11 protein-coding genes are annotated in these 12324 nt (G+C 45.8%); 7 read left to right on the forward strand and 4 right to left on the reverse strand.

All coding sequences use genetic code 11. The features are described from left to right. The first annotated feature begins 146 nt into the window (after positions 1–146). The 5 genes from rlmKL to rmf all read left to right on the forward strand — a co-directional run bounded on the left by rlmKL (position 147) and on the right by rmf (position 6586). Positions 147–2309 (forward strand): bifunctional 23S rRNA (guanine(2069)-N(7))-methyltransferase RlmK/23S rRNA (guanine(2445)-N(2))-methyltransferase RlmL, encoded by a 2163-nt coding sequence (rlmKL, locus tag ACN0UN_RS01010; protein ID WP_417658316.1) that lies wholly within the window; start codon positions 147–149, stop codon positions 2307–2309. Continuing rightward, on the forward strand, positions 2302–2538 hold the full coding sequence (locus ACN0UN_RS01015) for a glutaredoxin family protein (protein WP_417658317.1): 237 nt from the start codon (positions 2302–2304) through the stop codon (positions 2536–2538). Before rlmKL ends, ACN0UN_RS01015 begins: the two co-directional genes overlap by 8 nt. Beyond that, a complete protein-coding gene (locus ACN0UN_RS01020) occupies positions 2535–4442 on the forward strand; it encodes an ABC transporter ATP-binding protein (protein ID WP_417658318.1) in 1908 nt (635 codons plus the stop codon). The genes ACN0UN_RS01015 and ACN0UN_RS01020 overlap by 4 nt, the downstream gene beginning before the upstream one ends. 7 nt (positions 4443–4449) lie before the next feature. Further along, positions 4450–6201: a DUF3466 family protein gene (locus tag ACN0UN_RS01025; protein ID WP_417658319.1), complete on the forward strand. Its 1752-nt coding sequence runs from the start codon at positions 4450–4452 to the stop codon at positions 6199–6201. Positions 6202–6412: 211 nt separating this feature from the next. Continuing rightward, complete coding sequence (gene rmf / locus ACN0UN_RS01030) at positions 6413–6586, forward strand: ribosome modulation factor (RefSeq protein WP_128351536.1); 174 nt, start codon at positions 6413–6415, stop codon at positions 6584–6586. Positions 6587–6689: 103 nt separating this feature from the next. Here the strand turns inward: rmf and fabA are convergent, their stop codons facing one another. The 3 genes from fabA to ACN0UN_RS01045 form a co-directional block, all read right to left on the reverse strand. Further along, positions 6690–7202: a 3-hydroxyacyl-[acyl-carrier-protein] dehydratase FabA gene (fabA, locus tag ACN0UN_RS01035; protein ID WP_128351537.1), complete on the reverse strand. Its 513-nt coding sequence runs from the start codon at positions 7200–7202 to the stop codon at positions 6690–6692. A 103-nt stretch (positions 7203–7305) separates the two neighbouring features. Next, positions 7306–9222: an AAA family ATPase gene (locus ACN0UN_RS01040; protein ID WP_417658320.1), complete on the reverse strand. Its 1917-nt coding sequence runs from the start codon at positions 9220–9222 to the stop codon at positions 7306–7308. A 64-nt stretch (positions 9223–9286) separates the two neighbouring features. Beyond that, on the reverse strand, positions 9287–10159 hold the full coding sequence (locus ACN0UN_RS01045; RefSeq protein ID WP_417658321.1) for a TraB/GumN family protein: 873 nt from the start codon (positions 10157–10159) through the stop codon (positions 9287–9289). A gap of 180 nt (positions 10160–10339) precedes the next feature. On the opposite strand from ACN0UN_RS01045, the gene ACN0UN_RS01050 reads away from it, so the two are divergent. Together ACN0UN_RS01050 and ACN0UN_RS01055 are read left to right on the forward strand one after the other, a co-directional pair. After that, positions 10340–10750, forward strand: coding sequence for a hypothetical protein (locus ACN0UN_RS01050; protein ID WP_417658322.1), 411 nt, complete (start codon positions 10340–10342; stop codon positions 10748–10750). 9 nt (positions 10751–10759) lie between these two features. Next, positions 10760–11077, forward strand: a complete 318-nt coding sequence (locus ACN0UN_RS01055) for a helix-turn-helix transcriptional regulator (RefSeq protein ID WP_417658323.1) — start codon at positions 10760–10762, stop codon at positions 11075–11077. Between the two features lie 228 nt (positions 11078–11305). On the opposite strand, the gene ACN0UN_RS01060 is transcribed toward ACN0UN_RS01055, so the two are convergent. Continuing rightward, positions 11306–12310, reverse strand: a complete 1005-nt coding sequence (locus ACN0UN_RS01060; protein WP_417658324.1) for a CFI-box-CTERM domain-containing protein — start codon at positions 12308–12310, stop codon at positions 11306–11308. Positions 12311–12324: the final 14 nt, after the last annotated feature.

Raw genomic sequence — 12324 nt, forward strand, 5'->3', positions numbered from 1 at the left:
ATGCTGCGCATGTTATAGATACCCAAACCTAAACGCAATAGCTAAATTCACCGTTCGCCTATTTAATAGGCGATTCCGGTTCAACCGCCCAATAAACAAGCAATTCGCGCAATACAGACGGTGTCGATTTCGCTATAATAGCCGCCATGATAACTAACCTTGATAATTCAATGACCACACCGTCTTCTTCAATGCGTTTATTTGCAACCTGCGCAAAGGGCCTTGAGCCACTCTTATTTGACGAGCTACATCAGTTAGGTGTTAGCGATGTTCGCCAAACTGCCGGAGGTTGCTGGTTTCAAAGTAATCTTGAGAACGCTTATCGTGTCTGCCTGTGGACGCGTTTAGCGAACCGCGTGTTGCTGACTCTGGGTGATACTTATTTTAAAAACGCGCAGGACATCCCCGCAGCCGTTGCCGAAACGCCATGGGAAGAGGTTTTTAGTTCTGAACAGACCTTTCTTATCGACTTTAGTGGACGTCACCATGAGATTCGTCACACCCAGTTTGGCGCGCAGCTGATTAAAGACGGTATTGTGGACCGATTTCGTGCGCAAGGCCTCGAACGGCCAAATGTATCAAAAGAACAACCTGATATACGTGTTAATGCACACATTCAAAAAGACAAACTCACTTGGTATCTCGATTTAGCTGGTGAAAGCCTGCACAAGCGGGGCTACAGGCAACAGCAGGGCGCGGCTCCGCTGCGTGAAACCTTAGCGGCGGCCGTTGTCATTCGTAGCGGTATGACAGCTGAAACGAATGTGGTGTTTGACCCATTTTGTGGGTCAGGAACACTATTACTTGAAGCTGCAATGATTCGCTTTGACCGCGCGCCGGGACTCACTCGAAGCCACTGGGGATTTGAGCAGTGGCGTGGGCATGACGCGACCGCTTGGCAACAAGTTCTTAGCGAAGCGCAACAGCGCTACGAAACCGCACGCGCACAACGTGAAGCACGCTTTATTGGTTACGATAATGACCCTAAGATGCTTGCTATCGCTGAACAAAATGCCATACGGCTTGGTCTAGATAGCCATTGTGAATGGCAGGTTGCCAATGCTGAGCAGGTAACACCACCGAATATCGAAAACGTTACAGCGCCGTTATTGATCTGTAATCCGCCCTACGGCGAGCGGTTAGGCGAAGAGATTGAAACCTTACTGATGTACCGTCGATTTGGTGCGCAGTTACGTAATCATTTCACCGGTTGGCAGGTTGGGGTTCTAGCGGGTGACGACACCTTACTCAAGCGTATGAAATTGCGTAGCCAACGCAAATATAAGCTATTTAACGGTGCGTTAGAGACTACTTTAGCGCTCTATGACTTAACGGTTGAGCAACCAGAGTTTACTCAAACGCAATCAAGCGACTTGGCTAACAGGTTCAAGAAAAACTATCAGAAATTTGAAAAATGGGCGGCAAAAGAAGGGGTTAGTGCGTGGCGACTGTATGACGCCGACTTGCCGGAATACAATGCAGCGGTTGATGTATATGACGATTGCCTTGTAATTCAGGAATATGCAGCCCCGAAAGACATTCCTGAAGCAGTTGCAAAAGACAGGTTGTGGTTTTTAATCGACACACTCGCACAAGAGCTGCCGTTTGCCGCCGAAAATATGACGTTAAAAGTTCGCCAACGTCAATCTGGCAAGCAACAGTATGAAAAGCAGGAGCCGCGTGGGTTAGTTCGTATCGTGCACGAATATGATGCGCAGTTTGAAGTGAACTTAAGTGATTATTTGGACACGGGCCTATTTCTTGACCACCGTTGGACGCGTCGTGAGCTTGGCAAATTAAGTGCAGGTAAAAGCGTTCTCAATTTGTTTGCATACACGTGTACCGCATCTGTCCACGCGGCGCTAGGTGGAGCGAAAGAAGTCGTTTCTGTTGACCTTTCAAACACCTACCTTGCCTGGGGACAACGAAACTTCAGCTTGAATAAGCTTCACGGGCGCCAATTCGAATTTGTGCAAGCCGACTGTCTGCAGTGGCTTCGTGACCAGCGTCCGCAGCAACGTTTTGATGTTATTTTTCTAGACCCACCAACGTTTTCAAATTCAAAACGTATGGATGATGTACTGGATATTCAACGTGATCACGTGATGTTGCTGAAATTGGCGGCACGGTTATTAACCGATGACGGCGTCATTCTGTTTTCCAACAACAAACGCCGTTTCAAATTAGATGAAGAAGGGTTGAACGGGGAGTACTTGGTTGCTGAAGATCTAACCCAGCGATCGATATCACCCGATTTTGCCCGTAATAAAGGCATTCATCACTTGTTTAAGGTACGTCACAGTGACTGATTTCTATTTGCTGAGTAAGCCTAAGTGTCCGCTCTGTGATGAAGCGCTTAAGTTGTTGCATCAGGCGAAGCCTGAGAACCCAATACGGTTGCATGTGGTTGATATTACAGAGCAACTTGAACTACAAGACGAATATGCATGGCTGGTTCCGGTGTTAGTTCGGGCCCGTGACGATGCAGAATTGCGTTGGCCCTTTAGCCAACCTATTGAGGAATTTTTAAATACATGAATTTAGTCCGACTTAACCAAGCTCAGCTCGCGTTTGGTAACGATCCTATCTTGGATCATGCAGATCTGGTCATCGAATCAGGCGAACGCGTTTGTATCGTGGGCCGTAATGGTGCAGGGAAATCAACGCTACTGAAAATTATTGCGGGCGATGTGCTGCTTGATGATGGTGTGGTGCAAGTGGTGGGGGATACCGTTGTGGCTCGCTTACCGCAAGATCCACCCGCGAACTCGTCGCAGTCGGTATATGACTACGTTGCTGAAGGGCTGGCTGATGTTGGTCATGTATTGCAGCAATACCACAGCGCGGTATCGCGGTTAAATGATCACCCCGATGACGATAAAGCGTTACAGACTTTAGCGCGTCTGCAAACTGCGATAGAGGCCGCTGATGGTTGGCAGTTGCAGTCACGTATTGAAAGTATATTAACCCAACTAGAGCTACCTGAAGACGCCACAATGGACTCATTGTCCGGTGGTTGGCTACGCCGTGTTGCGTTGGCGCGTGCCTTGGTTGTTAGTCCTGATCTGTTGCTGCTTGATGAGCCAACGAACCATCTTGATGTAGAAATGGTGACTTGGCTTGAAACCATGGTTAAAGAGTTTCGCGGCGCCGTGTTATTTATCAGCCATGATCGCGCTTTCATTCGTAATTTGGCAACCCGCATTATTGACCTTGATCGTGGCAAGTTAACGAGCTTCCCAGGTGATTACGAGAAATATTTAACTGCTAAACAAGAGCAAATTGAAATTGAAGCCTCGCAAAACGCTGAGTTTGATAAGAAACTTGCTCAAGAAGAAGCGTGGATTCGTCAGGGTGTTAAAGCGCGTCGTACACGTAACGAAGGGCGTGTTCGTGCATTGCAAGCATTACGCCGTGAACGTCAGGCCCGACGCGAACAACAAGGTTCAGCCAAGCTTGCGGTGCAAGAAGCTAATCGCTCGGGCAAACTTGTATTTGAAGGCGAACATTTACAGTTGCGCTTCGCGGATAAGCCAATACTGAATGATTTGAGTTTAACGCTTCAGCGTGGCGACAAAATTGCACTGGTTGGCCCTAATGGTTGCGGAAAAAGCACACTGATTCGCGTATTAATTGGGCAGCAGAACGTTGATTCTGGCATGGTTAAGGTAGGCACTAACCTTGAAGTTGCTTATTTTGATCAGCATCGTGCTCAGCTAGACCCTGAACTGTCGGTCGCTGAAAATATTGGCGATGGTAAGCAGGATGTTACCTATAATGGCCGGACACGGCATATTTTAAGCTATTTACAAGACTTTCTATTCAGTCCAAAACAAGCGCGTACACCAGTTAAAGCTTTATCGGGTGGTGAGCGCAATAGGGCGTTGCTGGCCAAACTGTTTCTACAACCAAGTAACTTTTTAATACTTGATGAACCAACCAACGACCTCGACATCGATACACTTGAGTTACTTGAGCAGATTATTGCTGATTATCAAGGCACGGTGATTTTAGTCAGTCACGATCGTGAATTTGTTGATAATACAGCCACCAGCGTATTGTTATTTGAGGGGCAGGGTGTAGTAACCGAAATTGTTGGTGGCTTCACGGAGATAAACCATTATTTGAGCGAAAAACAGGGAACTAAACCAAGTTCAGGTCAGTCAGACAAGCCAGTTCAGAAAGAACGGGGTTCTGCTGAGCCGCGGAAAAAGTTATCCTACAAATTACAACGTGAATTAGATATGCTGCCTGAGCAAGTTGCGGCGCTAGAACAAGAACAACAACAATTAGAGCGGCAATCAAGCGCACCGGATTTTTACAACCAGCCACACACAGTGACGGCACCGGTACTTGAACGCTTGGGTGAACTAGAAAATGAACTTATGGCAGCCCTTGAACGCTGGGATGAGTTAGAAAATCTACAACAAGAGAGTAGTTAAGTCATATATGAAACAATTTAAGACCCGTTTGCTTGCGGCCTCAGTTGCCGCGCTCGTTAGCACAGGTGCCGCTGCACAAAGTTACTCGCTACAAGTTATCGAATCGCCGGAATCTGTTCGAAACGTTTATGGTGTGGCCTTGAATGACCAAGGTATAGCGGCACTGCAAGCTCGAATTCCCCGCAACGCTGAATTGGATTTTGAATTCATTAGCTTGGCTTTACTGCAAGAGCTTGGTATTCCAGCTGACTTCGACCCGGAAACCGATACGCTAAGTTACGCGCAATACGTTGCGTTGGTGCAACGCCTTGAAGATCAATATAATGAGTCGCCTTCTTCGCTGCGCATCGCTGTAAATTTCGCCGCCGATTACGACGGCCAAACCGTGTCGTTACCTGCATTTCTAAATAGCGAAGGTAATGGGGCGTCAAGCCAGTTAAATTCAGCCGACCATCAGTTTTTAGGCTTGAATCAGAATAATATTCGCGTGGGTATTGCTACAGCGCCTTATGAGCGTTTTGAGTACACGTATCAACCCGAACCGGCCGAAGGGCAAGACACGCCTGATCCAGTCACTACAAGCTATGTGAAGCGCGATTTTACCAGTCGTGCCATGTGGTATGACGGAACAACCTACAAATTATTGGCGCCTTCCGAACAAACTATTCTTGGCGGCGAGTCGGGCTTATTTGATATTAATGAAAACAATGTTGCGGTTGGTTTTAGTAGTGTTTCAATAACACCACGAGCGCAGACCCGTATTGATACGTGCCTTGAACTTGACTCCGATCCAAGCTCTTCGATACCCAGCTATACGTGTGTTTGGAGTGCCTGGCATGCGTTTCAACGTGGCACCGCAACGAACTTAAGTTCATTCCGTGGTACGGAGCTTCGCACCAATGGTTCCATCTACAATATGCATGCAACGCTTTGGCAACTTGATGCCCAGGGCGAAGTTATCAGTCAAACCGAATATGCACCGCTGGTCGAACAACTGGCTGACGACGAAAATGAATGGTCAACGTATGCCTACGCAGTGAATAACAATGACGTTGCTGTAGGCCAAAGCTGGACCTATTTTGGCGAAGAACCACAGGTGGCGGCGCGTATTAAAATGCCAGCCATATTTATCAATGGTGAGACACGCCCGGTAACAACGGATGAAACCTATGTTTGGGGTACGGCCACAGACATTAATGATGACGATATTGCAGTGGGCTTTGTGTTGAGTAATTTTGAAGGAACACGCCGTGCGTACCCGTTTAAGTTTGACGTAAACAGCGATACGTTTGAAGTGTTGCCAACTTTCTTTAATGGTTCATCAACGTATCCAAACGCAATCAATAACCAAGGTATCGTGGTGGGAAGCGCAGAAATAGATTCCACTGCAAACACTACCCGTCGTCGCGTTGGTTTCGCTTATGATATGAACAATCCTGAGCAAGGTTTGATCGACTTAAATGACGCCGTTGGCTGCAGTGCCGATTATTTTATCGTGTCAGCGGACGGTATCAACGAACAAAACCAAATTATTGTGACGGCCACTACGGACAAAGATTACACCGATTCCGACGGTGAAACTCAGTCTGAACAGGTGTCAGTAAGCTTAGTTCTGAACCCTGAATCTGGTGAAATCACCAACTGCACAGATGAGGGCAGCCAAATTCAACGCCAAGGTGGGGCTATGTCTCCGTTCGGCCTGTTTGCTATGTTGCTGATTGGTGGCCTTATTACAGTTCGTCGTAAATTAATGCGTTAATCAAACAAGTTAATCTAAGCAAACTTGTTTTAATAAACGGCGTGTTTTCATTGACTTAAAAAGTCATTCGGAAATACGCCGTTTTTTTGATTTGAACTCCCTCCCAAAATTGCTATCTATTAATTAAGAGCGTCAGCCAATGCAATAAATTGGCAGCCACGATGCTCTGAGAACAATTAAAATTTCGTAAAATCGGACGAGGAAGTGAATTATGAAACGACAAAAACGCGATCGCCTAGAACGTGCGCACGCACAGGGTTTTAAAGCCGGAGTATCTGGTCGTTCAAAGGAACTATGTCCTTATCAGAACCAAGAAGTACGATCACAGTGGTTAGGCGGTTGGCGAGATGCCATGGAAGCGCGAGGAGGCGGTTTATTCCGCTGATATAAATCCCGTCCACATGATGCGTGGAAAAAAAATAATCCTACCCATGAAAAAGCCCGCCAAAAATTAGCGGGCTTTTAACATTTCTACAGCCTGTATTTATTTAAAACGTTGATGTGTCAGTAAACAAACCAACTTTTAAATCTTTTGCGGTATAGATAGTTCTACCGTCGACTTCAACGCGCCCATCAGCTATTCCCATGTACAATGAACGTTTTAAAACACGTTTATAATCAATGAAATAACTTACTTTTTTAGCAGATGGCAGAATTTGTCCGGTAAATTTAACTTCACCAACACCAAGCGCGCGACCACGACCAGGACCACCTAAACAGGCTAAGAAGAAGCCTGTCAGTTGCCACATCGCATCGAGCCCAAGACAACCGGGCATGACCGGATCGCCAATAAAGTGGCAGTCAAAAAACCATAAATCTGGGTTTATATCCAGTTCGGCATGAATGTACCCTTTACCGTAGGCTCCGCCGTCTTCCGTAATCTCTAAGACACGGTCCATCATGAGCATATTAGGGGCAGGGAGCTGGCTATTGCCAGGACCAAACATTTCGCCGCGTGAGCAGGCTAAGAGCTCTTCGCGAGTAAAGCTATTTTGTTTCATAAGTACCTTGTTTTGCTGCGTCAATCATTAGAAAGCGCTAATCATTGTGAGGTTTCTCGCGTAGATTAGCGAACACGTGTACGCTTAACAAGTCCGACAAGTATTATCGTGCAATTAATTTTCGCCACCAAGGTAGCTCGCGGTCAATACGTTGCAATTCATTTAAGCGCTGCTCAATGCGTGCATATAGTTGTTTTTGCTCAGATTGTGTTAGTAACTCCAATGCCTGGCCAACGTGTTCTATCGCGAATACATGAAATTGATTGGCTTTAACAGCTTTAATCACATCGTCACCAAGATTGAGTTGGCTCAAGTTAGCTGCAGGAATAATTACGCCTTGGTGCCCCGTTAAGCCACGGATACGACAGAGTTCGAAATAACCTTCAATCTTTTCATTAACGGCACCAATCGCTTGTACACGGCCAAATTGGTCAACAGCACCGGTAATTGCCAAGCCTTGTTGAATCGGCGCTTCGGCTAAAGCCGACAGCAAGCAGCAGAGTTCAGCCAGCGACGCGCTGTCGCCGTCAACTTCGTGGTAGGACTGTTCAAACACAATCGTGGCTGACAATGCCATAGCTTCATTGCGAGCGAATACATTGGCAATATAGGCGCTTAAAATCATCACGCCTTTCGTGTGAATACTGCCACTCAGCTCAGACTTACGGTCAATATCGATAATATCGCCGTCACCATAATGCACCGTTGCTGTGATTCGCGTTGGCTCACCAAATTCATGACCGCCAGCGGTAATAACAGTAAGGCCATTAATCTGGCCAATCACTTCGCCTTCGGTGGCAATATAAACTTGCCCTTCAAGAATGGAACGACGACTTAGCTCGGCAATGTAGCCATCGCGCTGGTCGCGCTGTGCAAGCGCCTGGCGAATATGTTCACCGCTTATTTCAGCGCTTTGCGCCTTGTTTGCCAGCGCGCAAGCTTCTCGCAGCAACTGCATTATTGCGATAGTGTCGAGCGACAACTCGGTTTGAAAATCAGTAATACGGGTTACAAACTTAAATATTGCGGAATATGCATCGGCAGCTAATGGCTGCACAGCGGCTTCGCGCACAACATAGCTTAAATAGTCAAAGTAGGGCGCAAGAGGCGCTTTTTGCAGCGAGTAATGTGACGAAAAGTCAGCTAAATAGGGAAATAAATTATCAAAATCACGATCAAGTTCCCTTAATTGAGCATAAATTTCTCGCTCGCCAAGCAGTAGCACTTTAATGTGTATAGGAATGGCTTCAGGCTGGTAATACGCCGCTATATTGGCATCACCTGGTTGCGCCCAATCAAATTCGCTAGTGCGTAAAATATACTTTAATTTACGCCACAAGCCTGGTTGTATTAAGAGCTCTTCGGCGTCAATGGCTAGCACACCACCGTTCGCTTTCAGCACCGCCCCAGCTTCAATGAGGTGAAGATCGGATGAAATAGTTCCTTCAACACTTTGTAACCGAATGCTACCAAACAAGGTCGACTCAGTAACACGATCACACAACATGAATGGCTCATGTTCATCGTGCGTTACAATAACTGTCGCCAGTTCAGAACCGGGCAAATCGTCAAAGGTTTTATCTTCAATCAACGCAATATATTTAGCAACGCGTTCACTGGCGTAAGTTTCTAAAATAAAGTCTTTCAACGGGCCACGTACAGATACATCCGCCTGTAAAAATTCCCAGAGTTTAATGAGAAAATCATTGGCTTTTCCACATGGCAGGTTTACGCAAAGCGGCTGATAGGCGCTTTCTGGGTTTGATACATATACCCAGTCAAATTTGTTGGCATGTAACCAGTGTTGTTCATTCTGCACTTCATTCAGCACATCAAGCGTCCGCATGCCCGCGGGGGTTACAATATATCCATGCGCGTAGCGACCAGCTATGCTTAATGCCTGGTGCAGTGCTGACAGCGCACGTTGCTGCCCAACCAACGCACTTGGTGCTGAGGTGGTTGGCCGTTGTTCGGCCCATTCGGTAATTTTTGGTTGTAGTGCTTCCGCAGCAATGCGCATTCTTTGTCTCCCTTTAAGTTACAGCCCATGATACCACTGTAAGCGATGCTCGCCACGCATTCCCTTAGTCTTGATTAACAAAACTGACTGGAATAGGGGTAACGGTATATCCCGCGTTTTCTAACAACGCGACAAGCCCGTTTGAACCACCTAAATGGCCAGCGCCAACGGCAATAAAAGTCGATTGAGATGCCAACAATTTAGGGAGCTTCTCAAACCACTGTACGTTTCGATGATCAAGCAATCCATATTGGTAATCGCCAAAGTCATCTTGATCTTGAATAAGTTGATAAACTTCATGCCCGTTACCGGTTAGATAAGCTTGCTCAAGCTGCTGTAATGATTGCTTACTTTGGTTTGGTTCAGTGGCCAACTCAAACAGTGCAGTCACTTGTAAATCGAGTGGAATGGCATCAAAAAGCGAAATCTGGTCAACAACGGACTCCAGTCCCACAATCATTTTCTCGGTTCGGTTGGCCTGAACTGTAAAAAATTCGTCGAGCCGTAACGGTGCTGTTGCGCATTCCAGATAGTTTTGTAGAAATAGGGCACTTAAAAATACCGGTCGTATCGCTGATACCTGTTGAAACGGTAGGTTTAACTCTTCTTCAACAAGCGACTTTAATTGCAAATACTGCGCGTTACTCAATGCTTGCTCAAGGTAGTCCGCGGGATGTTGCAACACGTTCTGTTGCAGCGCGAGCTGTTGCTCCGGCTCCGCTAAATTCACTTCAACAACCAGTTGCTGGGAACGTTCAAACGCATTCAGAACCGGCTTAGGCGTTGCAATGTCAACACCGCAAACCATATGCATGGTACCGAAAAGATACGAAGTGGGTTGCTGTTCGGGATGAGAAACCTTAAAAAATATGTTCGCTTGTGCCGGCGTCAGAACGGCAAAATAAAGTGACAAAGCAACAACAAGTAAATAGCGCATAGCCCGATAACCCCAGTTGAATCATATGCCTGAATGGCACAATATATCACGGCGCGTTAAATACGACACGAATACGACAGATGTGACAAATTATATGACTGTCCGCTAAATGTCGTCACGGTGGTGCAGGATTATCGGTAACTTACACCTAACTTGTTATCGACACCTAGGAATAAAAAAATGAAAAAAGACGAACAAACTGTTGGCATGTTAGACATTCTACGTAATGGATTTTGGTTTTATTTTACCCATAACAACCATGAAATAGCGGCACACGCCAGCGGGTTTAGTGGCCGCGAAACAATATATGTGGATGACAGTAAAGTTTCTACGAAAATATCCTGGCGCTTCAAAAGTGGGCATGAGTTTGAGCTTGATGGCCACAAATACCGTGTTGAGTTTGACGTTGTGAGTATATGGAAAGGACAAATTGCCTGTCATTTATATATTGACGATAAACGCGTTGAAACCAATGAGCACGCTATGGCAATTAATAAAACCAAATTGGGCTGGAAAACCTTCTTTATCATGTTTGTTGCAGGCTTAATTTTTGGTGCGCTGAGCGCATATCTCGTAAAACTTTTCGCGTAGGGGCATTCAATGGATATTCAAGCTCGAAAAGTTCGAGAACTTAGAAGCCAACACGGATGGACCCAACAACACCTTGCTGAAGCATGCGGTGTAAGTTTAAGAACGGTTCAACGTATCGAGAAGGACGGCAACGCAGCTCCTGAAACTTTATCGGCACTTTGCGCAGTATTCGAAATAACACGGGAAGAATTATTTGTTGTACCGCGTAGAAATGATCAACAGCTGCAACGAGCGGTATTAGGCAAGCAGTGGCTTGTTTATGTTGGGATTCTACTATTCGGTATGGCGATAGGCGCTGCTGTGACGTTTCTAGCGAATCCGTCGTAGCCTGACTGCAGTTAATTGCACACATGAGAGGCCGTGGGAAGTTCGCCCGCGGCCTCCTTTTTTACATCCAATATCAATTTCGTATAATGTACATTATGTTAAATAGACTATTGTGAATGAAGAGTAGAACAAGTGATGACTTACACTTTTATGGAAAATAAGCCTGTTTTTTTAATATTTGGCGGTTACGCTAAGCAAACTCGGATAGATTTCACGTAGCGCACGATTTTATGAATGGGCTAATTTCTGTAATTTATTAAATAATCTTTCATAATATTTAACGGCCAATCCGTTTAATCCCAGTTGAGCAAGAGCTGCTGTTGGTAATACACCTAACCAGTAGGTTTTTAACCAAATTAATTTCGCATCGGTGCGTCGTTCTATTTGGCGAACAATTTTGGGCGCTTGTTGGTAATAGATTTCGATAGCACGTCGGCCTGCATCGGTACGTTGTAAAACAGTATCTCTAAATCTTCTCAAATAACTTAGTTCCCAACAGTCATCGTTTAAACCAATGTTATGAACCGCTGCCGTTGTAAAAAAGCAAGCGTATTCGGGGTCACATTTCTCAGCAACATAATCGTCCATTAACCCTTTGGTGCTGGAATTAATTCGCTCACTGAATTTCAGCCAACCGGCATCATCAACCGTAACATAAGCACTTGGTGAATTTGGAGACAATGACATAATCACCTGCACTGGCTCATTCATGACCCAGAAATTGTTCATTGCAGTAATTGCATCACGAGGTAATTCATAATCGTACATAAAATTGCCGTTATGCTCGGCATCGGTTGTTACGTTGTAGTCGGTATTTTTAACGCGAAAACTTTGTACCTGCACCTGATGTTCTAAACGCTCGCCTTGGTCGTTTGTTGTGTAAAACCCAGGCAACCAAAGCTGGCCCACTTGTGGGCTATACCCCCACTCGCCATTGGCATTTGAATCGTAATTGAATTTAAACTTAAGCGTTGAAGCATTAACAACCTGGGAGATAAATTCAGCTTCTGGATCGTCTGTTACGATGGTCGTGCCATCTTTCAGTTGACGCGAAATCCAAATACTCACATAAACGTAATCATACTCGTCTTCATATAAGGTCGCTTCTGAAGTAAATGCGCCTTCTTTAATTGTTGTTTCACATAAAGGCAGAGATTCTTGTGCGTAAGCCGCTGAAGATAAGCCGCAGAGTGTTAAGGCTGCGGCTAATCGAGGAAAGCGTCGTGAATACATAGTGGTCCCATCAA

The organism is Pseudidiomarina sp. (assembly GCF_048267825.1).
Taxonomy (GTDB): Bacteria; Pseudomonadota; Gammaproteobacteria; order Enterobacterales; family Alteromonadaceae; genus Pseudidiomarina.